A 24,522-nucleotide genomic window follows, 5' to 3' on the forward strand; every position below is an offset into this window, starting at 1 on the left:
GGCTGAATGTATCTGCACCGCTGCTGTCTGCAACAGGTCAATCCGACGAGAAATCTGGACACGGGGATACATTGAAATAGAGTGAAAATTTGGCATATTGCCGGGCAACTCGGACCCGGCATATCTCGCCAAAGCCCCATACCGCACTTGCATATTGACTCAATGTCAACCCTCACTCGGCCCGCTCATATGCGGGTGGCAAGAACAGCGGAGGGGACTTCCCCAACTCTACCGCGCCCAACCAAGCAGAATTGCCCCCTCCGCTTTTAGCGGAAGGAGCAATTCTGGGCTTTCCCGTGTCAGCAGCCGCCGGCGACGGCGGGGATGATCGAGACGCCCGCGCCATCCGGCGTCACCGCGTCCAGGCCGCCCTCGAAGCGCACGTCGTCGTCGTTGACGTAGACGTTCACGAAGCGGCGCAGCTTGCCCTGGTCGTCCAGGACGCGCGCGGCGATGCCCGGGTGGTTCGCCTCCAGGGACGCGATGACCTCGGAGAGGGTCGCGCCCTCGGCGGCGACCTCGGCCTGGCCGCCGGTGTAGGTGCGCAGGATGGTGGGGATGCGGACGTTGACGCTCATGGCGCTACTGCCTTCCGGGAGCAGGGGGTGGGGGTCAGGCCAGGCCGGCGGCGCGGAACGCGTCCAGGCTCGGGCGGATGGTGGCGGTCTGCCCGCTGTCGGCGGCCACCGCCTCCAGGGTCTTGAGGCCGTCGCCGGTGTTCAGGACCACCGTGGTCAGCGCCGGGTCGAGCTGCCCGTTCTCGATGAGCTTCCTGGTCACGCCGACGGTCACGCCGCCCGCGGTCTCGGCGAAGATGCCCTCGGTCTGCGCGAGGATCTTGATCGCCTCGACGACCTGCTCGTCGGTCACGTCCTCGACGTAGCCGCCGGTGCGGCGCGCGATGTCCAGGACGTACGGGCCGTCGGCCGGGTTGCCGATGGCCAGCGACTTGGCGATGGTCTTCGGCTTCTGGGGGCGGACCACGTCGTGGCCGGCCTTGAAGGCGGTCGAGACCGGGGAGCAGCCCTCGGCCTGGGCGCCGAAGATCTTGTACGGCTTGTCCTCGACCAGGCCGATCTTGATCAGCTCCTGCAGACCCTTGTCGATCTTCGTCAGCTGCGAGCCGGACGCGATCGGGATCACGATCTGGTCGGGCAGCTGCCAGCCGAGCTGCTCGCAGATCTCGTACGCGAGCGTCTTGGAGCCCTCGCCGTAGTACGGACGCAGGTTGACGTTGACGAAGCCCCATCCCTCGCCCAGCGGGTCGCCGATGAGCTCGGAGCAGAAGCGGTTGACGTCGTCGTAGTTGCCCTCGATGCCGACCAGGTCGCCGCCGTACACACCGGCCATGACGACCTTGCCCTGCTCCAGGTCGTGCGGGATGAACACGCAGGAGCGGAAGCCGGCCCGGGCGGCCGCGGCGCCGACGGCGCCGGCCAGGTTGCCGGTGGAGGAGCAGGAAAGAGTGGTGAAGCCGAAGGCGCGGGCGGCCTCGACGGCGATGGCCACGACACGGTCCTTGAAGGAGTGCGTCGGGTTGCCGGAGTCGTCCTTGACGTACAGCTTGCCGGTGACGCCGAGCTCCTTGGCCAGGTTGGCCGCGTCCACGAGCTTGGTGAAGCCGGGGTTCAGGCTGGGCTTGGAGGCCACGTCCGCGGGGACGGGCAGCAGCGGGGCGTAGCGCCAGATGTTGTTCGGGCCGGCCTCGATCGCGGCGCGCAGGGCGTCCGGGTCTCCGGTGGGAAGGTCGTAGGCGACTTCCAGAGGTCCGAAGCACTCGACGCAGGCGAAAATGGGTCCGAGCTCGAAGCGGGTACCGCACTCACGACACGAGAGGCCGGTGGCAGATCCGAGATCGACAGAGGTGGCAACAGTCTGTGCAGCCATGATGGCGAGGCCCTTTCTCCTCATCTTCCCCATGGCGCACTTCGCCATGAGACGGAATTGGCACCTTCCCTAGCCGGGGACCTCGCTGCTGCAAGCAAGCGCGAGAACCGACTGGAGGGTTGCCGGGGCTTCAACGGGCCGTGTCCCTCTGCCCCTCTGGATGAGCGGTATGGCACCGGGCCGCGCGCTCCATGGCGCGTCCGGGCGTTTGTACGCGGGGACCCCCGGCATGCGGTGGTCCTTCGCGTTGTTCAAGACTGTAACGGAAGGTCCGGGTGGTTGAGACAGCCGTCCGAACCGCGAGATGGATCACTTTTCGGCTGAAACCCGCCGAGGGCGAACGAGGAAACAGGGAGTGCCGAACGTGCTGGAAGAGGTGGAGCGCTGGTTTGCGGACCGCTCCTGGTCCGCGGCCGACCGACCGCTCGACCAGCTGCTTTCCGCCAAGCGGGCGGCAGGCACCACGGTCAGCGTCGTCCTGCCCGCGCTCGACGAGGAGGAGACGGTCGGTGCCATCGTCGAGGTGATCCGCCGCGATCTGATCGACGGGCTGCCGGTGCCGCTGGTCGACGAACTGGTCGTCGTCGACTCGGGTTCCACCGACCGGACCGCCGAGGTGGCCGCGAAGGCCGGCGCCCACGTGGTGCACCGCGACGACATCCTGCCGCGGATCCCGGCCGTGCACGGCAAGGGCGAGGTGCTGTGGCGCTCGCTCCTGGTGACCACCGGCGACATCGTCTGCTTCGTGGACGCCGACCTGCGGGACTTCTCCTCCGACTTCGTGTCCGGGATCGTCGGCCCGCTGCTGACCGAGCCGGACGTGCAGTTCGTCAAGGCGATGTACGACCGCCCGCTGGGGGACTCCCCCGGCCAGGGGGGCCGGGTGACCGAGCTCGTCGCCCGGCCGCTCCTCAACCTCCACTGGCCGCAGCTGGCCGGCTTCGTCCAGCCGCTGGGCGGCGAGTACGCCGTGCGCCGCGCCCTGCTGGAACGTCTGCCCTTCCCCGTCGGGTACGGGGTCGAGCTGGGCCTGCTGGTGGATGCGCTGCACACCGTCGGGCTGGACGCGCTGGCCCAGGTGGACGTCGGCGTACGGCTCCACCGCCATCAGGGCGGCCAGGCGCTGGGCCGGATGGCCGCGGCGATCTACCGCACGGCGCAGCTGCGGCTCTCGCGGGGGCATCTCGTACGGCCGGAACTGACCCAGTTCGAGCGCGGGCCGAACGGGTTCGTGCCGCGGACGTACGCCGTGGACACCGAGGAGCGGCCGCCGATGGCCGGGGTCAAGGAGTACTCCGGCCGCAGGGTGGCGTGAGGGAACTGACGTTTGAGCAGGCAGGCCCCGGGCTAGGTTCGCGGCATGGCTTCCCAGGTACTCGTTGCAGCGAACCGCGGCCCGCTCTCCTACCAGCTCGGCGACGACGGCACCCTCACGGCCCGGCGCGGCGGGGGCGGTCTCGTCTCCGGCCTCTCCGCCGCCCTCGCCCGCCAGCCGGAGGCGCTGTGGATCTGCGCCGCGCTGTCGGAAGCGGACCGGGAGGCGGTCCGCCGAGGCGTATCCGAACCCGGCGTCCGGATGCTGGACATCGATCCCACGACGTACGACGACGCGTACAACGGCATCGCGAACTCGGTGCTGTGGTTCACGCACCACCATCTGTACGACATCCCGCGCGAGCCGGTCTTCGACGCGGAGTTCCGGCGGCGGTGGGATTCGTACGTCGCCTACAACCACGCCTTCGCGCTGGCGCTGGCGCAGGAGGCCGGCGAAGGCGCGGCGGTGCTCGTGCAGGACTACCACCTGGCACTGGTCCCGGGTGAGCTGCGGGAACTGCGGCCTGACCTGAAGATCAGCCACTTCACGCACACCCCGTGGGCCTCGCGCGAGTTCCTGGACATGCTCCCCGACGACGTCCGGGCGCAGCTGGTGTGGGGCATGCTCGGGGCGGACGAGGTGGGCTTCCACACGTGGGCGTGGGCGCACAGCTTCATGACCGCGGCGCAGCTGGACGACGAGCGGGGCATCGCGGAGCCGAAGATGGCGGCAGGGGTGGACCCGAGGGACGCGCCGTACGTCGAGAAGATGACGAGGGGCCCGGTGCGGCACCGGCGGACGAACGTGGCCGTGTACCCGCTGGGCGTGGACGGCGACGAGCTGCGGGCCCTGGCGCACCGGCCGGAGGTGAACGACAAGCTGGCGGCGCTGCGGGCGGAGGTCGGGGACCGCAGGACGATCGTCCGGGTGGACCGGACCGAGCTGTCGAAGAACATCGTGCGGGGCCTGCTGGCGTACCGGGAGCTGCTGGCGGTGCACCCCGAGTGGCGGGGCCGGGTGGTGCACCTGGCGTCGGCGTACCCGTCCCGGCAGGACCTGGCGGTGTACCGGTCGTACACGGAGGCGGTGCGGGAGCTGGCCGAGCAGATCAACGAGGAGTTCGGCACGGAGGACTGGCAGCCGGTGCTGGTGTCGGTGAAGGACGACTTCCCGCGCTCCCTGGCGGCGTACCGGCTGGCGGACGTGGCGCTGGTGAACCCGGTGCGGGACGGGATGAACCTGGTGGCGAAGGAGATCCCGGTGGTCTCGGACGCGGGGTGCGTGCTGGTGCTGTCGACCGGGGCGGGGGCGTACGGGGAGCTCCGCGAGGACGCGCTGACGGTGAACCCGTACGACGTGTCGGCGACGGCCGATGCGCTGCACGCTGCCCTGGCGATGCCGGCCGAGGAGCGGCTGGAGCGTACGAAGCGACTGGCTTCGGCAGCCACCGCCCTCCCGCCGACCGACTGGTTCACGGCCCAGCTGTCGGCTCTGCGAGAGGCGTAGCCCCTACCGCTGCGCGGGCCTGTCGTCCCCTGCCGGCCCCGCCGGGGTTTGAGGCGCGGGGGCGGGTGACGGGAGAGGAGCCCGCGCAGCGGTCACGGTGTCGGGCTCGCGGAGCGGATGGCCTCGGCCAGGGTGGCCAGGAAGGCGACGACCTCGGCCGGGCCGTTCACGACGAGGTCGGCCCGGGAGGCCAGCTCGGGAACCTCGGCCGAGCCACTGGCCACCAGCAGTCCCGGCATGCCGTCCGTACGGAGCTTCTCGACGGCGGCATACGCCGCGAGGTCGCCCAGATCATCCCCCGCGTACAGCACCGCCTCCGCGCCCGTCTCCGCCAGGTACTCGGTCAGGGCCACGCCCTTGTCCATCCCCGGCGGGCGCAGCTCCAGCACCGCCCGCCCCGGCTCCACCATCAGCCCGTGCCGCGCCGCCAGCTCGGCCAGCGGCTCGCGCAGCGCGGCGAAGGCCGCTTCCGGGTCCTCGGCGCGCCGGGTGTGGACGGCCAGCGCCCGGCCCTTCTCCTCGATCCACGTACCGCGCCAGGCGCCGATGGCGTCCAGGAACCCGGGCAGCTCCGCCCGTACGGCGGCGACTCCCGGGTGCTCGGCCGGCGTGTGCACGATGCCGCTCACCGCGTCCCAGCGCTCGGCCCCGTAGTGGCCGAGGACCACCAGGTGTTCCAGGCCGGCGGCACCGGCGAAGCCCCCGTAGCGGACCGCGACCCCCGCCGGCCGGCCGGTGATCACGGCCACAGAGGCGACCTCCGGGGCCAGGGCGGCCAGCGCCCCGACGGCTCCCGCGTGGGCGCGCGCCTGGTCCGGGTCCGCGACGATCTCGGCGAGGGTGCCGTCGAAGTCGAGCGCGACCACGGAACGGCGGGGTGCGCGGAGGAGGGCTTCGAGTCCCTCCCGACCGGCGGCGGTGACGGGCATCGGCATGCTGTGCGGACGGCTCCCCATACGGATGACCCTAACGGCCCCGCCGGGCCACGGCTATGGCGCGCGGCGGGCCCGTGGGCGCCGATGCGTCAGCGCCGGGCCCGCTGGGCCTCGCGCATGCGGCGCAGCCGGTTGACGGTGCCGGGCGCGTGGGCCAGCGCCCGCGGGTCGTCCATCAGCACGTTGAGCAGCTGGTAGTAGCGGACCGGGGTCATCCCCAGCCCTTCCCGTATGGCCCGCTCCTTGGCCCCGGGCCCGGGCCAGGTGCGTCCCTCGTACGCGAGCACCGCGGCCTCGGTGGCCGTCAGCCCCACGTCGTCCGTCATACCGCCAGATTAACGCCGCCCTCCGACAGCCGGCGGGCGGCGTAAGCCAGGCCGGTTCAGTGGGCGTCCGCCTTGCGCGCCGCCTCCGCGATGTCCTCGAGGACCTTCGCCGGCTGCCCGCCCGGCTGCACGCTCTTGCCGATGTTCTGCTTGACGTCCTCGCTCACCCCGGCCCAGGACTTCTTGCCGACCGGGTAGAGCCGGGCGTTCGGCAGCGCCTGCAGGAACGTCTTGAGCTGCACGGCCGACCCGCCCGTACTGGCGTCCATCGCCCGGTAGCCGCTCGTCGTGACCGGCAGCAGGTCGTACTTGGTGGTGAAGGCCGTCACGTTCTTCGCCTCGTACAGGTAGTCCAGGAACTTCCCGGACTCCTTGCGGTGGCCGTTCTTGAAGGCCATCACCCAGTCCGCGACGCCCATCGCCGGGTGCTCGGTCCCGTCGGCGGTCGGCATGGCCACCATGCCGAACTTCACGCCCTTCTCCCCCGCCTGCTTGATCAGCGTGGGGTGGCCGTTGAGCATGCCGACCTCGCCCCGCGCGAAGGCGTCGAACGCGGCCTGCCGGTCCGTCTTCGCCGGTTCCGCGGCCCCGGTCAGACCCTGGCCGACCATCTTGTCGCGCAGGAACTCGAACGTCTTGACGTTCTCCGGGGAGTCGATCGAGTACGCCTCCTCGTTGTCGGTGTAGCCGCCACCGCCGGAGAGCATCCACATCATCGATTCGGCCTGTGCCTCCTCGCGGCCCAGCGGCAGCGCGAAGGGGGTCGCCACGCCCGCGGCCTTGAGCTTCTTCGCGGCGGCCTCCAGGTCGGCCCAGCTCTTGGGCTGCCAGCCGCCCTTGGCGTCCTTCGGGATGACCCCGGCGTCGCTCAGCAGCTTCTCGTTGTAGAAGAGCAGGCGGGTGCTGGCCACGAACGGCATGCCGTACTGGATGCGCCTGACCTTGCCCGCGTCCGCGAGCGGCGCCAGGAAGTCGGCCTCGGTGGTGACGGAGAGCAGCTCGTCCGCCGTGTACAGCTTGCCGGCGGCCGCGTAGTCCGCGTAGGCGCCGATCTGGGCGACGTCGGGGGCCTTGCCCGCCTTGACCATCTCCGCGACCTTGGCGTCGACCTCGGACCAGGAGTAGACGCTGACCTCGACCTTGACGCCGGGGTGCTCCTTCTCGAAGCCGGCGGCGAGGTCCTTCCAGTACCCCGACGAGGAGTTCTGCGGATTGTCCCCGTAGTCGGCCGCCACGACCCGCAGGGTCACCTCGTTGTCCCCGGTGAGGCTTCCCACGGCTCCGCAGCCGCTCAGCGCCACGGCGGTCAGGCCCAGCGCGGCGCCGGTCGCGGCCAGGCTCAGGTAACGGCCCTTCACAGTTCTCGATCCACCCCTTGTTGTACGTACGATCCACGTAAGGTCTACACCACTTTGGCGGCTCGTCCACATCCGGGAGCGCGCCGCGACGGTTCGCGGCCCGGCCGAGGCCGTGAATTTGTATGGCAGCTCAACAATCCCTTCCAATGGACTAGACCTTTCCCCGACGAGCACGCGAGACTGTCACCTGTGAAACCCGTGAAACACGCCGTGAAGCACGTCATCGCCCTCGATGTGGGCGGCACCGGGATGAAGGCCGCCCTCATCGCCGACGACGGCACCCTGCTCCACGAAGCACGCCGCGCCACCGGTCGCGACCGGGGCCCCGACGCCGTCGTCGAGACGATCCTGGAGTTCGCCGCCGAGCTGTCCGGGCTCGGCCGCGAGCGCTTCGGCGTGCCCGCTTCCGCGGCCGGCGTCGCCGTCCCCGGCATCGTCGACGCCGAGAACGGGATCGCCGTCTACGCCGCGAACCTGGGCTGGCGCGACGTACCGATGCGCGAGCTGCTCAGCAGACGGCTCGGCTCCCTCCCGGTGGCCCTGGGCCACGACGTGCGCACGGGCGGACTCGCCGAAGGCCGCATCGGCGCGGGCCGCGGCGCCGACCGCTTCCTGTTCGTCCCCCTCGGCACCGGCATCGCCGGCGCCATCGGCATCGCCGGCCGCATCGAGGCCGGCGCCCACGGCTACGCGGGCGAGATCGGCCACATCGTGGTCCGGCCCGGCGGCCCCGCCTGCGGCTGCGGCCAGTACGGGTGCCTGGAGACGCTCGCCTCCGCGTCCGCCGTCAGCCGCGCCTGGGCGAGCGCCTCCGGCGACCCCGCCGCGGACGCCGCGGACTGCGCCAAGGCCGTCGAGTCCGGCGACGCGCGCGCCGGCGAGGTGTGGCAGGCAGCCGTCGACGCCCTCGCCGACGGCCTGGTCACCGCGATCACCCTGCTGGACCCGCGCACGCTGATCATCGGTGGCGGGCTCGCCGAGGCGGGAGAAACCTTGTTCACACCACTACGGAAGGCCGTCGAGGAGCGCGTGACGTTCCAGCGGCTCCCCGACATCGTTCCGGCGGCCCTCGGGGACACCGCCGGATGCCTGGGCGCAGGGCTGCTCGCCTGGGACCTACTCGCCACGGAGGTACCTGCCTGATGTCCGGAAGCGCACACAGCACCGTTCTCTCCGGCGCCAGGGTGGTGCTGCCCACCGGGACCGTGGCGGACGGCCGCGTCATCGTCGACGGCGAGCGCATCGCCGGCAGCGCAGGCGAGGGCGCGAGGACCGTCGACCTCTCCGGGCACTGGATCGTCCCCGGCTTCGTGGACATGCACAACCACGGCGGAGGCGGCGCCTCCTTCACCTCCGGCACCGCCGAGGAGGTCCTCAAGGGCGTACGGACCCACCGCGAGCACGGCACCACCACGCTCGTCGCCTCCACCGTCACCGGTGACCTGGACGAACTGGCCCGCCGCGCAGGGCTGCTCGCCGAGCTGACCCAGCAGGGCGAGATCGCGGGCATCCACTTCGAGGGCCCGTTCATCAACGCCTGCCGCAAGGGCGCGCACAAGGAGGAGCTGCTGCGCGACCCCGACCCGGCCGAGGTCCGCAAACTGATCGACGCCGCGCACGGCGCCGCCCGCATGTTCACCCTCGCCACCGAACTCCCGGGCGGGCTGGACTCCGTACGGCTGCTGGCCGAGCACGGGGTCATCGCCGCGATCGGCCACACCGACTCCACGTACGACCAGACGTGCCAGGCCATCGACGCGGGCGCGACCGTGGCCACCCACCTGTACAACGCGATGCCCGGCATGGAGCACCGCGCCCCCGGCCCGATCGCCGCGCTGCTCGAGGACGAGCGCGTCACCGTCGAGCTGATCAACGACGGCACCCACCTGCACCCGGCGATGCTGGAGCTGGCCTTCCACCACGCGGGCGCGCACCGCGTGGCACTGATCACCGACGCGATGGACGCGGCGGGCTTCGGCGACGGGATCTACCACCTCGGGCCGCTGGAGGTCGAGGTCAAGGAGGGCGTGGCCCGCCTCGTCGAGGGCGGTTCGATCGCCGGCTCCACGCTGACCCTGGACACCGCGTTCAAGCGGTCGGTGACCCTGGACAAGCTGCCCGTCGAGTCCGTGGTCCAGGCGATCTCCGTGAACCCCGCCAAGCTGATCGGCCTGTACGACGAGGTCGGCTCGCTGGAGCCGGGCAAGTACGCCGACCTCGTCGTCCTGGACGCGGAGTTCGCCCTCAAGGGCGTCATGCGGCGCGGCGAATGGATCGTGGATCCGCTGGTCTGAGCGGGTATGGGAGGCAGCGGGCGGCCCGCGGGACTGGGCCGCCCGTACTGCTGTTTGGCATGATCCCGGCACACACCGAGACCGGGGCCTGCCATGATCCTGACCGTGACGCTCAACACCGCACTCGACGTCACCCACCACGTGCCGAAGCTGATCGCGCACACCACGCACCGGGTCACCGCCGTGACCGAGAGACCCGGCGGCAAGGGCCTCAACGTCGCGCGCGTGCTCGCCGCACTCGGCCACGAGGTCACCGCGACCGGCTTCGCGGGTGGCCGCACCGGCGCCGTCGTACGCGAACTGCTTGCCGCTTCGCCGCAGGTGACGGACGCTCTGGTGCCCTGCGCGGGCACCACCCGGCGCACCCTGGCCGTCGTCGACGAGGCCTCGGGCGACACCACGCAGTTCAACGAGCCGGGTCCGCTGATCAGTTCCGCGGAGTGGGCGGAGTTCCTCGCCCGCTACGAGGCCCTGCTGGCCGGTGCCGGCGCGGTCGCCCTGTGCGGCAGCCTCCCGCCGGGCGTACCGGTGGGTGCGTACGCGGTGCTCGTACGGGCCGCCCGTGCGGCCGGGGTCCCGGTCCTCCTGGACACCAGCGGCGAGGCCCTGCGCCGCGGGATCGCCGCCCGCCCGGAGATGATCAAGCCGAACGCCGCCGAACTCGCCGAGCTGACCGGCTCCCGCGAGCCGCTGCAGGCCACCCGCGACGCCCGCCGCCGCGGCGCGCACGCCGTGGTCACCTCGCTCGGCCCGGGCGGGCTGCTGGCGGCCACCGCCCAGGGCACCTGGCAGGCGGCCCCGCCCCGCGCCCTGTCGGGCAACCCGACGGGAGCCGGCGACTCCGCGGTGGCGGGGCTCCTGTCGGCCCTCACGGAAGGCCTGGACTGGCCGGCCCGCCTGACCCGGGCGGTGGCCCTCTCGGCAGCCACGGTCCACGCCCCGACGGCAGGCGACTTCGACCCCCACACGTACGAGGAGCTCCGGCACGCCATCCGCGTCACCGCCGGCAACTGACCGCACGCCCCGCGCTCCTGACGGAGCTTCCGGCGGTGCAAGCCCGGGATCGGGCCCGGTTAAGATCATCTTTCTAGTTGATCTTGATCACGATGCGAGGCCGCACCACATGAAGCGAATCGTCCGCAACACGCTCGCCACCGTCACCGGGGTGGTGGCCGTGTCCACTCTGGCCGCGGCCCCCGCCCAGGCCCAGACGGTCTCCGGCGGCTCCTGCGGCGCGGGCTACTACCAGCAGGACGCCTACCCGCTCGGCGACCACGCGGGCGCCACCGGCTCCGGCGTCCTGTTCCTCTACTACAACAAGTCCACCGGCAAGAACTGCGCGATCCTGCGCCGCGACGCCGAGTTCATCATCACCGACGGCATGGGCATCACCCTGAGGGCCAGCAACGGCGCGGTCGACTCCGACGGCCAGCGGGCCTACGAGCAGTACGCGGGCCCGGTCTACGTCAACGCCCGCGGCGCGTGCGTCAAGGTCGACGGCTTCGTGACGGGCGTGTGGAGCGGCTCCTTCGCGGCGGGCACGCAGCGCGGCGACAGCGGCTGGGTCCACTGCGGCTAGAAGGTCGCCCAGAACGACGAAGTCCGGCCTGCCGCCCGCGCGGTGGGCCGGACTCGTCTCCTGCCGAGGGTGGCGACCGGTGGCCGGACCGCCGGGCACCGGAGGCCGACCGGCGGTCAGCGCTTGATGTGCCCCTGGCCCAGGTCGAGCTGGTCGAAGACCGCCTCGCACTGGTTGCCGGGCTCGCACGAGATCTTCATCGTGTTCGTGCCCTTCTTGAGGGTGATCCACGCGTACGTGCGCTGCCAGCCCTTGTCCCAGGCTCCGGGTTCGGCCTTGGCGAAGTTCGCCAGGTTCAGGGACTGGTTCGGGCTCTGCCCGTTGACCGTGAGGGTCGCCTTCGCGTCCTTGCCGGGAACCCCGTAGTTCACGAACAGCGTGTAGTCCCCGGCCGCCGGAACGTCCACCGTCCAGGTCAGCGCCGCACCGGGGGTGTTGAAGCCGCCCACGTACTGGCCGCCCGCGCTCTTCGCGCCCGGGATGGCGGCCTCCAGATGCGCGCCGCCCGTGAGGGACATGCCTGCGCCGGAGGCGTCCGCCTTGGGCAGCGGGGCCTGCGGGGAGTCCGAGGGGCTCGGCTGCGCCGACGGCGAGTTCTGCGGCTGCGCGGACTGCTGGCCGCCCGCCGTGTTGCCCTTGCCGTTCTTGTCCTTGTCCTTGTCGCCGAAGGCCACGGCCGCACCGATGCCGATCGCGACCGCCGCGACCACCGCGACCGCTGCGATGAGCATGCCCTTGCGGCTGGAACCGCCGCCTCCGCCGTGGCCCCCGTGGCCGCCCGGCGCGGGGATCGACGCCGTGGCCTGCCCCTGCTGCGGCGGAACCCCGTAGCCGCCCGCCTGGAGGGCTTCCGGGGCCTGGTACTGCGCCTGGTAGGCCGGCGGCTGCTGCTGCGGCGGAACCTGGGCGCCGCGCTGGCCGCCGTACGTCCGCTCACCGACCGTGCGCACCTGGTTGTACGAGGTACGGGGGACACCGGGCTGTACGCCGGGCTGACCACCGACCGTCGGGCCGGGGTAACCGTATCCACCGCCCTGCGCGGGCGGGGTGGCTCCGGCGGCCTGGCCGTCCGCGTAGAGATAGCCGAACGGGTCGTCGTCCTCGGGCTGGTTCGCCCCACTGTTCGAGCCGTGGTTCGCGGGCGTCGTCATCGCAGGTCACTCCTTTCAACCCACGGGAGCCTACCCCGAACACGTGCACCCACGGGCGGCCGATCGCCTCATCCGGCCCGGCGGTGCGCCTTGGAACGGGACCTTTTCTCGATGTACATCCGCTGGTCGGCCGAGCGCAGCACCTCGTCCGCCGACATGCCGCAGCTGGCCCAGCCGATGCCGAAACTCGCGCCCACACGGACCGCACGGCCGTCCACCCGGATCGGCGGGATGATCGCGTTGCGCAGCCGGACGGCCAGGTCGGCTGCGTCGGCGGCGCCCAGTCCGTCCGCGAGGACGACGAATTCGTCACCACCCAGCCGAGCGACGGTGTCACCGTCCCTGACGCCCGTCGTCAACCGCCTGGCCACCTCGATCAGGACCGCGTCGCCCGTGTGGTGCCCGAACCGGTCGTTGATCGACTTGAACCCGTCGAGGTCGCAGAAGAGCACCGCGAGCCCCTTCGTCCCGTCGTCGATGTCCGTCGCGGGCGCCACCGTGTGCACGTGGTGGTCGTACGGGCCCGCCCCCGCGCCGGGTGTGCCGGGGGCGCCAGGGGCCCCCGGCGCCGCGGGCGCGCCGGGGAACTCGAAGGGCTCGGGAAAGGCGTCGGGCTGAAAGCCGTGCTCACCGCCGCCACCACCCGCCGGGAGCCCCCCGCCGACACCGTGCCCCTCGTAGGCCGCGTCGAGCGCCTCCACGGCGGTGGCCCGGACCGACTGGGGCCTGCGGCACAGCCGCGCGCCGAGGCGGGCGCGCAGCTCGGCGCTGTTCGGGAGGCCCGTCAGCGAGTCGTGGCTGGCCCGGTGGGCGAGCTGGAGCTCGTGGCGCTTGCGCTCCTCGATGTCCTCGACGTGCGTGAGCAGGAACCGCGGCCCGTCGGCGGCGTCCGCGACGACGGAGTTGCGCAGCGACACCCATACGTACGTGCCGTCGCGCCGCCCGAGCCGCAGCTCGGCCCGGCCGCCCTCGGCGGAGGTGCGCAGCAGGGTCCCGATGTCCTCGGGGTGGACCAGGTCTGAGAAGGAGTACCGGCGCAGTACGGAGGCGGGCCGGCCCAGCAGCCGGCACAGCGCGTCGTTGGTCCGCAGCAGCCGCCCGTGCTGGTCACCGCCCATCTCGGCGATCGCCATGCCGCTGGGGGCGTACTCGAAGGCCTGCCGGAACGACTCCTCGCTCGCGCGCAGCGCCTGCTGTTCACGCTCCAGCCGGACCAGGGCCCGCTGCATGTTCGCCCGCAGCCGTGCGTTGCTGATCGCAATCGCGGCTTGGAAGGCGTACATCTGGAGCGCTTCGCGCCCCCACGCGCCGGGGCGGCGCCCATTGCGCGGTCTGTCCACCGAAATGACACCCAGAAGTTCCCCGCCGGACGCATACATGGGCGCGTAGAGCCGGTCCTCGGGGTGCCACTCGTCCTCGAAGCGCGGATCGGGGCCGTCCGTGTGCCACTGGGGCACGTCGTCCTCGAGCAGGACCCAGCCCTCGGTGTGCGGGATGAAGCGGAGCCCGTCCCAGCTCTCCCCCATCGTCAGACGGCGCTCCCAGGAGGCGCGGGAGCCGACGCGGCCGGTGATGAGGGCTTCTGCGGCGGGGTCGCCGGCGAACGCGGCGACGACGAGATCCCCGTCAGGGCGTACGAGGTTGACACAGGCGAGCTGGTAGCCGAGGCCCACGACGATGCCGTCCACGACGGTCTGCAGGGTGTCCGCCAGGCTCCTGGCCGTATTGAGCTCGGCCACCACCTGGTGAAGCTGCCGCAGGGTCGCAAGACGGACGTACGGCTCCGACTCGGTCTCCATTGCTCGCTCTCCCCGAGACCTCGACAGCAACTCCAGGTTTGTCATCGGCGTTTCGTTGCGGTGTCCCGTCCACTGAATCACAGTGAGCTGTGCGCCAGGTACACAGGGTCAACAAATCTTGCCCTCTGTGACTCAAGTCACATGAGATGAATAAAGGTGAGCGGTGGGGCGGGCGTCGCCTGGAAGCGCTCCCCTGCATTCCCGGGAGCAAACGATACGCCCGGGCCTAGGCCAAGGGGCGGGGACGCGGCTCGGACTCGGGCCCGATGTGCGGCACGGGAGGGCGAGACTAGCGTTCTGGGCGTGCCGAAGACGACCCCCGTACCCATGCCGATCGCCTCCACCCTTCATCCTGAGGGCGTGAGCAACGACGAGTTCCGGGCCGCGATGTCCCGCCTGGCGGCGGGCGTGTGCCTGATCACCGCACACGAGAACCCGCTGACGCCGGACGGCCCGGGCGGCGAGGACGTCGGCATGACGGCCACCGCCTTCATGTCCGTGTCCCTGGACCCGCCGCTGGTCCTCGTGAGCCTGCGCGAGGGCTCCCGGATGGACGACCTGCTGGCGGAGCAGCCCCTGTGGGCCGTCTCGGTCCTCGCCGACCACCAGGTGCAGGTCGCGAGCCGCTTCTCGATGAAGAACCGCATCAGCGACCGGCTGCTCTTCGCGGACCTGCCCTACGGGCGCGGCGAGGTCTCGGGGGCGCCGCTGCTGACGGGCGCCCTGGCCACCCTCGAATGCCGTACGGAGAACCGCGTCGAGGCCGGCGACCACACCCTGGTCATCGGCCGCGTCCTCACCTCTGCGCTCCCGTCCCCCGACTCCCCGCCGCTGACCTACTTCCGCGGCCGCTACCGGCACCTGGCGGGCTGAGGCTCCGGCAGCGTTACCAGTCGCGGCCGGTGCGGCCGCGCTTGGTCTGCGCCCGGGCCTTCTTCTCCCGGAGGCGGCGTTCGTTGATCCCCCGCGGGATCTTCGTCGCGCGGCGCGCCTTGGGCGGCGGGGCGGTGGCCTCCGCGAGCACGGACGCCATCCGGACCAGCGCCATCTCCCGGTTGCGGAACTGCGACCGGTGCTCGGAGGCCCGTACGGTCAGCACCCCGTCCACCAGCCGGGCCGCGAGCCGCTCCAGCGCCCGCTCCTTCCACACGTCCGGCAGCGCCTTCGTGGCCGCCACGTCGAACAGCAGCTCCACGCGCGAGTCCGAGGTGTTGACGTGCTGCCCACCCGGCCCGGAGGATCGCGAGAAGCGCCAGGCGAGCTCCGCCTCGGGGAGCACGACCGAACCGCGAATGACATAGGGACCAGGCATGCCCCCTATGATCCCGTCCCGCACGGTGCCCGTCACCCGTATTTCCGCGGCTGAATGGTGGGGGATTCCGCGGGGAAATCCCGGAGTGGAACCTACGGCCCCCCTCCCCGCGTTATGAAGGTCAGCGGTACCTTGGCCACAATCTCGCGGCCATGCGACGAGGAAGGGACACCAGTCAAAATGGCAGTAAGCCTGTCCAAGGGCGGCAACGTCTCGCTCACGAAGGAGGCCCCCGGCCTCAGCGCCGTCACGGTCGGCCTCGGCTGGGACGTCCGTACGACGACCGGTGTCGACTTCGACCTGGACGCCTCCGCCATCGCGGTCAATGCGATGGGCAAGGTCGTCTCCGACGGTCACTTCGTCTTCTTCAACAACAAGTCCACCCCGGACCAGAGCATCGTCCACACCGGTGACAACCGGACCGGCGAGGGCTCCGGCGACGACGAGTCCATCAACGTCAACCTCGCCGCGCTCGTGGCCGACGTGGACAAGATCGTCTTCCCGGTCTCCATCTACGACGCCGACGCCCGCAGCCAGAACTTCGGCCAGGTCCGCAACGCGTACATCCGCGTCGTGAACCAGGCCGGCGGCGCCGAGATCGCCCGCTACGACCTCTCCGAGGACGCGGCCACCGAGACCGCCATGGTCTTCGGCGAGCTCTACCGCAACGGCGCCGAGTGGAAGTTCCGCGCGGTCGGCCAGGGTTACGCCTCCGGCCTGACCGGCATCGCCCAGGACTTCGGCGTCAACGTCTGATCCGGAGCCCGAGCGGCCTGCCGGCCGTGGCGCGGCCGGCCCCGGCTCGCGCCTGACCGGCTGACACCGTCGCAGCCGAAGCCCCCTCCCCGGCCGGCCGGGGAGGGGGCTTCGCTACGGTTCGGCGGGTGATCCTCCAACCGCTCGCCGCCGTGGACGGCGCCCTGCCCGGCCCGCTCCTCACCGAGACCGCCGCGCTCTACGCGACCAACCACGCCTTCTTCGAGCTCAGCGGCGATTTCCCCGACCCGGGCCGCATCACCGTCGAGCAGGTCGCCGCGGCCCTCGCGGATGAACTCGCCCACGACGGCGCCGAGGTGCTCCTGGCCCGCTCCGCCGGCCGGCTGGTCGGCCTGGCCGCCACCCTCGCCCGCCACCCTGATCCGGCCTCCGGCGACCCGGACCCGTGGATCGGCCTGCTGCTCGTCGACGCCACCGCGCACCGCCAGGGGTACGGGCGCAGCATCGCCGGCCTCGTCGAGGACCGCTTCCGCGCCGCGGGACGCACCGGCGTACGGCTCGCCGTGCTGGACGACAACCCGGCCGGCCTGGCGTTCTGGCGGGCCCAGGGCTACACGCCCCTGCGCCGCGCCAAGGACCGCGAGCAGGGCCGGGACTGCACGGTGCTGCGCAAGGCCCTGTAGGACGTCCGCGCAAGGCCTACTTGGGCCGGCCCTCCCCGTACAGCCAGACGTCCCAGACCTTCTTCAGGTCGTGCCCCGTCGTCCGCTCCGCGTACGCGGTGAACTCGGCCGTACTCGCGTTCCCGTACCGGTGGTCCTGGGCCCAGCCGCGCAGCAGGGCGAAGAACTTCTCGTCGCCGACCTCCTGGCGGATCCGCTGCAGCACCATCGCGCCCCGGTAGTACACCGGATTCTCGGAGATGTCCTTCGCCTTGGGCGGGTCGGCGGGCGGGAAGGCGTCCCAGTCGGTGGCGGCGTCCTTGTCGACCGCGGTGTCGCCCGCGAGGAACGCGTCGAAGTACTGCTGCGCGGTCGTCCCGCCGTGGTCCTCGGACCACAGCCACTCGGCGTAGGTCGCGAAGCCCTCGTTGAGCCACATGTCCTTCCAGGACTTCGGCGACACCGAGTCGCCGAACCACTGGTGGGCCGTCTCGTGCAGGACCAGCTTCTCGTCGGGTGCGCCGGAGAAAACGGGCTTGGTCTGCGTCTCCAGCGCGTACGTGAGGGTCTCGGCCGGCAGCACGATCGCCCCCGCGGTGCCGAAGGGGTACGGGCCGAACCGGCGGCTGCCCCACTCCACGATCTCCGGCAGCCGGGCCAGCGCCGGCGCGCCGGCGGCGGCTTCCTCGGGCGCGACGGCCTCGTAGAGGGCGACCCCCGACGGGGTCCGCCCGGTGGTCACCTTGAACTTGCCGATCGCGGCGGTGGCCAGGTAGCTCGCCATCGGCTCCGGGCTGTGCCACGCGAATTCGGTCCGCCCGTCGGCGGTGTCGGTGCGGGACTTCAACTCGCCGTTGGACACCGCCTCGTAGCCCTTGGGGACGGTGAGGGTGATGTCGTACGTGGCCTTGTCGCTGGGGTGGTGGTTCCCGGGGAACCAGGCCATCGACCCGATCGGCTCGCCGACCCCGACGGCGCCGTCCGCGGTGGTGATCCAGCCCTCCTCGGCGCCGTCCGCATCGGTGATGGGCTTCGGCTTGCCGCGGTAGTCGATCTCCGTGCGGAAGACCTCGCCCTCCTTGAGGTCCTCGGCCGGACGCACCGTCAGCTCCCGGCCGGTCCGGTTGAACCGCGCGCCCTCGCCCTGCACGGTGACGCCCTCGACCTCCAGGCCGCTCAGGTCGAGGTTGAAGGAGCTGAGCCCCTGCTCCGCGCGGGCGGTGATGACGGCGGTGGCGTTCAACTCCCCGTCGGCGGGGTCGTAGTCGAGGTCCAGGTCGTAGTGCTCGATCTGGTAGCCGCCGTTGCCGGCCTTGGGGAAGTACGGGTCGCGCAGCCCGGACGCACCCGGCCGCCCCTGCACCGTGCCGGCCGTACACGCCGTGGTGAGGGCGAGCAGGACGGCAGCGGCGGCGGCAGGGGCGGCGAGGCGGGGGAGAGCGCGACGGTGTTCCACCCGCCGATCCTAGATCGGGAGGGTGGCACCGAGGCCTACTCGGCCAGGGCGTCGGCGCCGGCCTTGGCGAACTTCTCGTCCAGGTCGCCGCTCGGGGCGCCGGCCACGCCGATGCCCGCGACCGGGGCGCCGTTCGCCTGGACCGGGGTACCGCCGCCGAGGAAGAGGGTGCCGGGGATGTCCTTCAGGTTCGGGGCCTGGGCGAGACGGCCCGCGAGCACCGAGGTCGGGGCGTTCCAGGACACGGCGGTGTAGGCCTTGCGCTGCGCCGACTCGTAGGACTGCGGGCCCGCGCCGTCGCCGCGCAGGGTGACGATGGTGTTGCCGTTTCGGTCCACGACCGCGACCGTCACCTTCTGGTTCTCCTTCTGCGCGGCCTCGAGCGCGGCCTGGGCGGCGCGGGTGGCGGCGTCGATGGTGAGGTGGGTCGTGGTGGTGAAGTTCTTGTCGGCCGGCTGGCCGTCCTTCTTGGCGGCTGCGACGGCCGGGACGGTCCCGGTCTGCGCGGCGCTGGCGCTGACCGCGCCGAAGGTACCGGCGCCGAGCGCGACGGCGAGGGCGGTACCGGTGAGAACGCGGGTGCGGGTGTTCATGTCTGCTGCTCCTGGGTGCATCGGCCGGGTGCGTCGGCGTCGGGCATCGGTGTGGGGCATCGGCGCCGACCGGGTGCGTCGGCTCGTTCTGCTGCTCCAAGCCTGGGCCCGCACCCGGTGCCCACCGGTCCCCGTACCGGCTCGCGACGGCTGCCGCACCGGTTGACCCCGGGGTCAGCCGATCGGTCGATGCGGACCCGGTACGAGTACGGATTGGCTGGTCGGCGCCATCGCGTACGACCAGGCACGATGGAGGAGCCAGACACCGACCCGGGAGCCCGCCGTGAGCCACGTCAGCCGCACCCCGCCACCGGCGCCGGGGACGCCCGGCGGGCCCTGCACGCCGGGCAAGGCCGACACGCGCGCCCTGGCGACCGTCATGCACACGGCGTTCTTCCTGCTCCTCGGCGCCTCCGTGGCCCGCTTCCTGCTGCGCCACCCCGGCTCGCCCAGCACCCCGTGGATCATCGCGCTCAGCATCGTGCTGGCCCTGCTGTACGTACTCGGCCCCGCGCTCGGGGCCGCGCCCACCGTGCGGCGGCTGATCTGGCTCGGGCTGGTGGTGGCGACCTGGGTGGTCCTGGTCGTCCTCGCGCCCAGTTTCGCCTGGTGCGCCGTCCCCCTCTTCTTCACCGCCTTGCGCACCCTGCCGCCCCGCGCGGCGATCGTCCTCGTGGCCCTGCTGACCGTGTTCGTGGTGGCGGCCCAGCTCAAGCTCTCCAAGGAGTTCGACCCGAACCTCCTGCTGGCCCCGCCCGCGATCGCCGCCCTCGCCACCGCCGTCTTCGTCCACATGGAGCGCCAGGCCGAGTCCCAGCGTGCGCTGATCGGCGACCTGATCCGCACCCGCCGCGAACTGGCCGCCACCGAGCGCCGCGAGGGCACACTCGCCGAGCGGCAGCGGCTGTCGATGGAGATCCACGACACGCTCGCACAGCACCTGTCCAGCCAGCAGATGCTGCTCCAGGCCGCGGACCGCACCTGGGACAGCGACCCGGCCGCCGCCCGCGCGCACGTCCGTACCGCCACCGGCATCGCGGCGCGCGGGCTGGCGGAGGCGCGGCGGCTGGTCCACGACCTGGCCCCGCCGGAGCTCGAAGGGGGCGGCGGCCTCGCGGACGCGCTGCGCGTGCTCGACGCGGGCCCGGACATCGAGGTCCGCTTCCACCTGGAGGGCACGCCCGCCCCGCTCCCCGACCGCGTCCAGTCGGCGCTGCTGCGGATAGCGCAGGGGGCGCTGGCGAACGTCCGCGAGCACGCGCACGCCCGGACCGCGGCCCTGACCTTGAGCTTCCTCGGCGACCAGGTGGTCCTGGACGTCGCGGACGACGGCGAGGGCTTCGCCGAGCAGCGGCCGGGTACGCGCGGGGCGGCCGGCGACCGCGGCCACGGGCTCCCCGCGATGCGCGCCCGCGTCCGCCAGCTCGGCGGCACCCTGACCCTCGAATCCACCCCCGGCGAGGGCACGGTCCTCTCCGCGGCCATCCCCCTGGAGCCCACCGGATGACGACTGGAACCGGCCCGACGACGATCCTGCTCTGCGACGACCACGCGGTGGTCCGCGCCGGCCTGCTGGCGCTGCTGGGCAGCGCGCCGGACATCGAGGTCCTGGGCGAGGCAGGCAGCGGCGAGGAGGCGGTGGCCCTGGCGGCGAAGCTGCGCCCCGACGTGGTGCTGATGGACCTCCAGCTGGGCGAGGGCATCGACGGGGTGGAGGCCACCCGCCGCATCACGGCGGTGACCGACCCCCCGCACGTCCTGGTCCTCACGACGTACGACACGGACGCGGACGTCACCCGCGCCATCGCGGCGGGCGCCACGGGCTACCTGCTGAAGGCGGAGCGCCCGGAGGAGCTGTTCTCCGCGATCCACTCGGCGGCGGCGGGCCGCACGACGCTCTCCCCGCCGGTGGCGAGCCGCGTGATGGCCGCGATGCGGGGCTCCCGCCCGACGCTGACCGACCGCGAGCTGGACATCCTGGGCCAGCTGGCGCGGGGGCTGGGCAACCGCGACATCGCCCGGGCCCTGTTCATCAGCGAGGCCACGGTGAAGACCCACCTGGGCCGCATCTACGACAAGCTCGGCGTGGACACGCGCGCGGGAGCGGTCTCGGTGGCCAAGGAGCAGCGCCTGCTGCCGTGACGGGGCTCGGTCCCTGACGGCGCCCCCGCTCCGTACCGTGGCGGCGTCGGGTTCCGGACACCCGGCGGGGGCGGTTCGGACAACCCGGCCGGGAACCCCTGTCACGCTCACTCGCGCCGCCATCCCGGCCACCGCGAAGGAGCCTCGCACCGCCACCCTCATGGCCGCCGCCGGCCTCTACGGCCCGGGCAGCATCGAGTACGGCCGCGTCGCCGCCGCCTGGACGGCCGTCAACGTCCGCTGACGGCGCACCGCCGACCGCCGGGGGGGACGGCCGCGCACGCACCGATAACACCATCGGGCCGCACCCGTGACACCATCGGGTACGTGCTCGACATCGGCTACTCCCTCTCCCGGCGCTTCCCGGACCCCCCGCAGACCGACTACCGCTCGGCGGATGTCCACTCCCTGCGCCACGACCTGTTCTGCGGGGACGTCTACCTCGCCGACACCGCCAAGGACCGGGAAGTGTCCACAGCCTGGGGATGGGTGCCCGTACTGGACTTCGCCTGGGCGCTCTGCGACATCGTCGAGCAGCTCGACCAGGACCCGCGCGGCAGCCGCTCCTCCAACCGCCAGTACGCCGAGCTCGACTTCACCGAGTCCACCGACCGGATGCTGTTCGAACGCCGCTTCGGCTGGGTCGACATCGAGGCCGACTGGATGCCGTCGGAGGAGGAACCCCTGACCTTCAGCCACCGCCTCCTGCGCCGCGAGGCCCGCGACTTCCTGCACGACCTGATCGCGGACCTGACCGACATGCACGACACCCTGGCCGACAACCCCACCATCTGGACCCTCCAGTCCCGCTTCCCCCGCGTCCCGGCCTAGAGGGCGCAGCCCGGGCTCCGGCGGGTCCGGGCGGAGCCGGGGAAGGGGAAGGGCGGGCAGGGAACGGCCCCGCACAGCGGCACACCCGCAGCCCCGCCCAGCCCGCAGCCGCACCTGGCAGGCCGTGCCCCGCCGCATCCGGCCGCCGGCCGACGGCAGCCGCGGGCTACGACACGACCCGCAGGCCCAGCTGCGCAGCCAGCGCCGGGGCCAGGTCGAGGAGCTGGGACGGGCTGATCACCGCCCCGGACAGCGCATCCACCCCCCGCGCAATGTCCAGCTCCGCGGCCCCCCGCAGATCCACGTCCGCCATCCGCGCCCCCGTGAAATCCACCGCCCGCAGCGCACACCCGCGGAACTCCACCCGCTCCAGCACCGCGCCCCCGAAGTCCGCCTCCACCAGCACGCACCCGTCGAACACCACGTCCTTGAGCCGCGCCTTCCGCAGGTTCAGGTAGTCGATCTTGCCCCCGCGGACCACCACCCGCTCCAGCACCGCACCATGCAGCTGCACTCCACCCAGACGCGCCTCCACCAGCTCCACGTCCCGCAGCGAGGCCCCCGACAGGTCCGTCCCCACCCCCCGGACGCCGTCCAGCACCGAGTCCAGGATCCGCGCCTTCGCCAGCCCCGTCTCGTCCAGCGCGCACCGCCGCACCGCGCAGTCCATGAACCGGGCCCCGACGCCCTCCTGTCCGCCCAGGTCCAGGTCCGCGAACTCCAGCCCGTCGTAGTCCCCGTCCGGCTCCAGCTCACCGCCCGCCCATGCACTCAGCTCCGGCAGCCGCACCTCCGGCCGCCGCGCCGCCATCACCGTCTCCCGCTGCCCCTGCTGCCCCTTGCGCGCCATCCCCCCATCGTCCCCCGCCCCACTGACAACGGCTGCCGCCGGCCGCCGGTACCTCGAAACCCGCGCCACCACCGGCAACGTCCTCCTCGTTCCAACCCTGAAGGAGCCCCCGACCCGCCGGTAATATCGGATGACAGCAGTCCGTACCCCCACGTACCGTCCCCCGACGTGGACCCGCTCACCGAGAAACAGATCCGTTCGTCCTTCGTGAATTGCACCAAGGGCGAGGCAGCACGCCTCAAACTCCCCCTGGACTTCGGCGAACTCCCCTGGGAAGACCTCGACTTCCTCGGCTGGGTGGACCCCGGCGCCCCGCTCCGCGCCCACCTCGTGCGCCAGGACAGCGACGGCTCCCCCGTCGGCATCACCCTGCGCGTCCCCGGCACCAGCCGCACGAGCGCCCTCAAGTCCAGCGTCTGCCAGATCTGCCTCACCGGCCACGCCGCCTCCGGCGTCTCCCTCCTCGTCGCCCCCCTCGCCGGGGCCCGCGGCCGCGAGGGCAACACGGTCGGCATCTACGTCTGCGCCGACCTCGCCTGCTCCCTCTACATCCGGGGCAAGCGACAGCCCAAGCTGCGCGCCGGCCGCTACGAGGAGACCCTCACCCTCCCCGAGAAGATCGACCGCGCCCGCACCAACCTCGACGCCTTCACCGCCAAGATCACCGGCTGACGGCGCACGCGCGCACCCACACGCACACCACCGGCTCGGCGCAGCCGCCTCAGCCCTGCGCCGAGCCCAGCTTCGTCAACGCCTCGTCCGTCAGCCGGTACACCGACCACTCGTCCTGCGGCCGCGCACCCAAGGCCTCGTAGAACGCGATCGTCGGCTCGTTCCACTTCAACACCGCCCACTCGAGCCGCTCGTACCCGCGCTCCACACAGATCCGCGCCAGCTCCGCCAGCAGCGCCTTCCCGTGGCCGCCACCGCGCACGCCCGGCCGCACGTACAGGTCCTCCAGGTAGATCCCGTGCACCCCGCGCCACGTCGAGAAGTTCAGGAACCACACCGCGAACCCGACGGCCTCCCCGTCCTGCGTCTCCGCGATGTGCGCGAACGCCGCGGGCCGCGCCCCGAACAGCGCCTCCCGCAACTGCTCCTGCGTGGCCCGCGCCTCGTGCGGCACCTTCTCGTACTCCGCCAGCTCCCGGATCATGGCGTGGATGACGGGGACGTCTTCGACAACAGCGCTACGGATCATGCCGTCAGCCTAGAAGGCCCGAACCACCCGTCACCGCCGGCCCAGCAGAACCTCCGCCACCGCCAGTTGCCCCTCGCCGACCCGTCCGCCCGCTCGACACCGGCAACACCCATGCGGTCACCCCGTGCATCCCCGGCCCGGTGCGCCGCAGCTCCCACCGCTCCAGGAAGTCCGCCGCCCGCGCGGGCAGCCCGGCGACGAACTCCCGCCCCGCGTCACCGTTGTACGCGGTCTGCGCCCGGACCGGCCCCTCCGCGATCCCCACCACGGGCCCCTGCTGCGGCGCCGCAGATCCCGACGCCCTTCAGCGCCTCCGCGATCGCCGCCGCGTCGAACAGCGCCCCGTCCTTCGCCCCGACCGCCCCGCCCGTCCACCAGCACCGCGTCCCCTGCGCCCCCGTCGTCTCGAAGGCCTTCTCCGCCTCGCCGGCCCACCCCTTGTACGCCTGCTCCGCCACCGTCCGGTCGAACGGCTCCCCGCGCAGCCCCGGCACCGCGTCCGCGGTCGCCGGCGGATACTCCACACTCACCTCCACCAGCCAAACCTCTCAGAACCGGGATAGCCCCCCGGCACCCTACGAACCCCCCCCCCCCCCCCACACCAACCA

The 24,522-nt window shown here is 72.2% G+C and carries 27 protein-coding genes and 1 riboswitch; of the genes, 14 read left to right on the top strand and 13 right to left on the bottom strand.

From position 1 onward, the window contains the following. Positions 1-299 precede the first annotated feature (299 nt). Both IF09_RS0123225 and thrC read right to left on the bottom strand, forming a co-directional pair. Positions 300-578, bottom strand: coding sequence for a MoaD/ThiS family protein (locus tag IF09_RS0123225; protein ID WP_030298713.1), 279 nt, complete (start codon positions 576-578; stop codon positions 300-302). A gap of 34 nt (positions 579-612) precedes the next feature. Further along, positions 613-1,887: a threonine synthase gene (gene thrC / locus IF09_RS0123230; RefSeq protein WP_030298714.1), complete on the bottom strand. Its 1,275-nt coding sequence runs from the start codon at positions 1,885-1,887 to the stop codon at positions 613-615. Positions 1,888-1,904: 17 nt separating this feature from the next. After that, positions 1,905-2,054, bottom strand: a riboswitch (SAM riboswitch). Between the two features lie 197 nt (positions 2,055-2,251). On the opposite strand from thrC, the gene IF09_RS0123235 reads away from it, so the two are divergent. After that, a complete protein-coding gene (locus IF09_RS0123235; RefSeq protein WP_030298716.1) occupies positions 2,252-3,202 on the top strand; it encodes a glucosyl-3-phosphoglycerate synthase in 951 nt (316 codons plus the stop codon). A gap of 45 nt (positions 3,203-3,247) precedes the next feature. Continuing rightward, positions 3,248-4,708, top strand: a complete 1,461-nt coding sequence (locus tag IF09_RS0123240; RefSeq protein ID WP_030298718.1) for an alpha,alpha-trehalose-phosphate synthase (UDP-forming) — start codon at positions 3,248-3,250, stop codon at positions 4,706-4,708. A 92-nt stretch (positions 4,709-4,800) separates the two neighbouring features. On the opposite strand, the gene otsB is transcribed toward IF09_RS0123240, so the two are convergent. The 3 genes from otsB to IF09_RS0123255 all read right to left on the bottom strand — a co-directional run bounded on the left by otsB (position 4,801) and on the right by IF09_RS0123255 (position 7,327). After that, on the bottom strand, positions 4,801-5,664 hold the full coding sequence (gene otsB, locus IF09_RS0123245) for a trehalose-phosphatase (protein WP_030298720.1): 864 nt from the start codon (positions 5,662-5,664) through the stop codon (positions 4,801-4,803). A gap of 68 nt (positions 5,665-5,732) precedes the next feature. Beyond that, positions 5,733-5,969 (bottom strand): DUF3263 domain-containing protein, encoded by a 237-nt coding sequence (locus IF09_RS0123250; RefSeq protein ID WP_030298721.1) that lies wholly within the window; start codon positions 5,967-5,969, stop codon positions 5,733-5,735. Positions 5,970-6,025: 56 nt separating this feature from the next. After that, positions 6,026-7,327: an extracellular solute-binding protein gene (locus IF09_RS0123255; protein ID WP_030298722.1), complete on the bottom strand. Its 1,302-nt coding sequence runs from the start codon at positions 7,325-7,327 to the stop codon at positions 6,026-6,028. A 210-nt stretch (positions 7,328-7,537) separates the two neighbouring features. On the opposite strand from IF09_RS0123255, the gene IF09_RS0123260 reads away from it, so the two are divergent. The 4 genes from IF09_RS0123260 to IF09_RS0123275 all read left to right on the top strand — a co-directional run bounded on the left by IF09_RS0123260 (position 7,538) and on the right by IF09_RS0123275 (position 11,200). Beyond that, positions 7,538-8,470: an ROK family protein gene (locus IF09_RS0123260; RefSeq protein ID WP_030298723.1), complete on the top strand. Its 933-nt coding sequence runs from the start codon at positions 7,538-7,540 to the stop codon at positions 8,468-8,470. After that, complete coding sequence (gene nagA, locus IF09_RS0123265) at positions 8,470-9,621, top strand: N-acetylglucosamine-6-phosphate deacetylase (protein WP_030298725.1); 1,152 nt, start codon at positions 8,470-8,472, stop codon at positions 9,619-9,621. The genes IF09_RS0123260 and nagA overlap by 1 nt, the downstream gene beginning before the upstream one ends. A gap of 93 nt (positions 9,622-9,714) precedes the next feature. Then, positions 9,715-10,635 (top strand): 1-phosphofructokinase family hexose kinase, encoded by a 921-nt coding sequence (locus IF09_RS0123270; protein ID WP_030298727.1) that lies wholly within the window; start codon positions 9,715-9,717, stop codon positions 10,633-10,635. Between the two features lie 109 nt (positions 10,636-10,744). After that, positions 10,745-11,200 (top strand): hypothetical protein, encoded by a 456-nt coding sequence (locus IF09_RS0123275; RefSeq protein WP_030298729.1) that lies wholly within the window; start codon positions 10,745-10,747, stop codon positions 11,198-11,200. 116 nt (positions 11,201-11,316) lie between these two features. Here the strand turns inward: IF09_RS0123275 and IF09_RS0123280 are convergent, their stop codons facing one another. Together IF09_RS0123280 and cdgB are read right to left on the bottom strand one after the other, a co-directional pair. Next, positions 11,317-12,351: a CBM35 domain-containing protein gene (locus IF09_RS0123280; RefSeq protein ID WP_030298731.1), complete on the bottom strand. Its 1,035-nt coding sequence runs from the start codon at positions 12,349-12,351 to the stop codon at positions 11,317-11,319. Between the two features lie 68 nt (positions 12,352-12,419). Further along, positions 12,420-14,150, bottom strand: a complete 1,731-nt coding sequence (gene cdgB / locus IF09_RS0123285; RefSeq protein ID WP_030298737.1) for a diguanylate cyclase CdgB — start codon at positions 14,148-14,150, stop codon at positions 12,420-12,422. Positions 14,151-14,477: 327 nt separating this feature from the next. Between cdgB and IF09_RS0123290 the strand changes: the two genes are divergently transcribed. Continuing rightward, on the top strand, positions 14,478-15,023 hold the full coding sequence (locus IF09_RS0123290) for a flavin reductase family protein (protein WP_051832751.1): 546 nt from the start codon (positions 14,478-14,480) through the stop codon (positions 15,021-15,023). Positions 15,024-15,036: 13 nt separating this feature from the next. On the opposite strand, the gene arfB is transcribed toward IF09_RS0123290, so the two are convergent. Next, positions 15,037-15,471 carry an alternative ribosome rescue aminoacyl-tRNA hydrolase ArfB gene (arfB, locus tag IF09_RS0123295; RefSeq protein ID WP_078613396.1) on the bottom strand — a complete coding sequence of 145 codons (435 nt, stop codon included), beginning with the start codon at positions 15,469-15,471 and terminating at the stop codon, positions 15,037-15,039. A gap of 171 nt (positions 15,472-15,642) precedes the next feature. Here arfB and IF09_RS0123300 point away from each other — a divergent pair, with 171 nt between their 5' ends. After that, a complete protein-coding gene (locus IF09_RS0123300) occupies positions 15,643-16,218 on the top strand; it encodes a TerD family protein (RefSeq protein WP_030298742.1) in 576 nt (191 codons plus the stop codon). Positions 16,219-16,346: 128 nt separating this feature from the next. Then, complete coding sequence (locus IF09_RS0123305; protein WP_030298746.1) at positions 16,347-16,862, top strand: GNAT family N-acetyltransferase; 516 nt, start codon at positions 16,347-16,349, stop codon at positions 16,860-16,862. A gap of 16 nt (positions 16,863-16,878) precedes the next feature. Here the strand turns inward: IF09_RS0123305 and IF09_RS0123310 are convergent, their stop codons facing one another. After that, complete coding sequence (locus IF09_RS0123310) at positions 16,879-18,297, bottom strand: M1 family metallopeptidase (protein WP_030298747.1); 1,419 nt, start codon at positions 18,295-18,297, stop codon at positions 16,879-16,881. 35 nt (positions 18,298-18,332) lie between these two features. Further along, a complete protein-coding gene (locus IF09_RS0123315) occupies positions 18,333-18,890 on the bottom strand; it encodes a GlcG/HbpS family heme-binding protein (protein WP_030298748.1) in 558 nt (185 codons plus the stop codon). A 283-nt stretch (positions 18,891-19,173) separates the two neighbouring features. Between IF09_RS0123315 and IF09_RS0123320 the strand changes: the two genes are divergently transcribed. The 4 genes from IF09_RS0123320 (at position 19,174) to IF09_RS0123335 (ending at position 21,863) form a co-directional block, all read left to right on the top strand. Continuing rightward, complete coding sequence (locus IF09_RS0123320; protein ID WP_418953070.1) at positions 19,174-20,397, top strand: sensor histidine kinase; 1,224 nt, start codon at positions 19,174-19,176, stop codon at positions 20,395-20,397. Next, positions 20,394-21,032, top strand: coding sequence for a response regulator (locus IF09_RS0123325; RefSeq protein WP_030298751.1), 639 nt, complete (start codon positions 20,394-20,396; stop codon positions 21,030-21,032). The genes IF09_RS0123320 and IF09_RS0123325 overlap by 4 nt, the downstream gene beginning before the upstream one ends. Before the next feature lie 37 nt (positions 21,033-21,069). Further along, positions 21,070-21,276 (top strand): hypothetical protein, encoded by a 207-nt coding sequence (locus IF09_RS47995; protein WP_106975117.1) that lies wholly within the window; start codon positions 21,070-21,072, stop codon positions 21,274-21,276. Between the two features lie 83 nt (positions 21,277-21,359). Then, a complete protein-coding gene (locus IF09_RS0123335; RefSeq protein WP_030298753.1) occupies positions 21,360-21,863 on the top strand; it encodes a hypothetical protein in 504 nt (167 codons plus the stop codon). A gap of 166 nt (positions 21,864-22,029) precedes the next feature. Here the strand turns inward: IF09_RS0123335 and IF09_RS0123340 are convergent, their stop codons facing one another. After that, positions 22,030-22,713, bottom strand: coding sequence for a pentapeptide repeat-containing protein (locus IF09_RS0123340; RefSeq protein ID WP_030298755.1), 684 nt, complete (start codon positions 22,711-22,713; stop codon positions 22,030-22,032). 168 nt (positions 22,714-22,881) lie between these two features. Here IF09_RS0123340 and IF09_RS0123345 point away from each other — a divergent pair, with 168 nt between their 5' ends. Beyond that, the gene (locus IF09_RS0123345) at positions 22,882-23,385 is read left to right on the top strand and encodes an FBP domain-containing protein (protein ID WP_030298757.1); all 504 of its coding nucleotides are present in this window, start codon (positions 22,882-22,884) and stop codon (positions 23,383-23,385) included. Positions 23,386-23,434: 49 nt separating this feature from the next. Here the strand turns inward: IF09_RS0123345 and IF09_RS0123350 are convergent, their stop codons facing one another. Further along, positions 23,435-23,914: a GNAT family N-acetyltransferase gene (locus IF09_RS0123350; protein ID WP_030298758.1), complete on the bottom strand. Its 480-nt coding sequence runs from the start codon at positions 23,912-23,914 to the stop codon at positions 23,435-23,437. A 215-nt stretch (positions 23,915-24,129) separates the two neighbouring features. Continuing rightward, entirely contained in the window at positions 24,130-24,438 is a 309-nt protein-coding gene (locus IF09_RS0123355) for a hypothetical protein (protein ID WP_030298760.1), read from the bottom strand. Between the last annotated feature and the right edge of the window lie 84 nt (positions 24,439-24,522).

Source organism: Streptomyces katrae (assembly GCF_000717655.1).
Lineage (GTDB): Bacteria > Actinomycetota > Actinomycetes > Streptomycetales > Streptomycetaceae > Streptomyces > Streptomyces katrae_B.

Bases quoted from the DNA above. Each gene is read 5' to 3' on its own strand.
- IF09_RS0123225 (WP_030298713.1), bottom strand. From the start codon at position 578: ATGAGCGTCAACGTCCGCATCCCCACCATCCTGCGCACCTACACCGGC.
- thrC (WP_030298714.1), bottom strand. From the start codon at position 1,887: ATGGCTGCACAGACTGTTGCCACCTCTGTCGATCTCGGATCTGCCACC.
- IF09_RS0123240 (WP_030298718.1), top strand. From the start codon at position 3,248: ATGGCTTCCCAGGTACTCGTTGCAGCGAACCGCGGCCCGCTCTCCTAC.
- otsB (WP_030298720.1), bottom strand. From the start codon at position 5,664: ATGGGGAGCCGTCCGCACAGCATGCCGATGCCCGTCACCGCCGCCGGT.
- IF09_RS0123250 (WP_030298721.1), bottom strand. From the start codon at position 5,969: ATGACGGACGACGTGGGGCTGACGGCCACCGAGGCCGCGGTGCTCGCG.
- nagA (WP_030298725.1), top strand. From the start codon at position 8,470: ATGTCCGGAAGCGCACACAGCACCGTTCTCTCCGGCGCCAGGGTGGTG.
- IF09_RS0123270 (WP_030298727.1), top strand. From the start codon at position 9,715: ATGATCCTGACCGTGACGCTCAACACCGCACTCGACGTCACCCACCAC.
- IF09_RS0123275 (WP_030298729.1), top strand. From the start codon at position 10,745: ATGAAGCGAATCGTCCGCAACACGCTCGCCACCGTCACCGGGGTGGTG.
- IF09_RS0123280 (WP_030298731.1), bottom strand. From the start codon at position 12,351: ATGACGACGCCCGCGAACCACGGCTCGAACAGTGGGGCGAACCAGCCC.
- cdgB (WP_030298737.1), bottom strand. From the start codon at position 14,150: ATGGAGACCGAGTCGGAGCCGTACGTCCGTCTTGCGACCCTGCGGCAG.
- IF09_RS0123290 (WP_051832751.1), top strand. From the start codon at position 14,478: ATGCCGATCGCCTCCACCCTTCATCCTGAGGGCGTGAGCAACGACGAG.
- IF09_RS0123300 (WP_030298742.1), top strand. From the start codon at position 15,643: ATGGCAGTAAGCCTGTCCAAGGGCGGCAACGTCTCGCTCACGAAGGAG.
- IF09_RS0123315 (WP_030298748.1), bottom strand. From the start codon at position 18,890: ATGAACACCCGCACCCGCGTTCTCACCGGTACCGCCCTCGCCGTCGCG.
- IF09_RS0123325 (WP_030298751.1), top strand. From the start codon at position 20,394: ATGACGACTGGAACCGGCCCGACGACGATCCTGCTCTGCGACGACCAC.
- IF09_RS0123340 (WP_030298755.1), bottom strand. From the start codon at position 22,713: ATGGCGCGCAAGGGGCAGCAGGGGCAGCGGGAGACGGTGATGGCGGCG.
- IF09_RS0123350 (WP_030298758.1), bottom strand. From the start codon at position 23,914: ATGATCCGTAGCGCTGTTGTCGAAGACGTCCCCGTCATCCACGCCATG.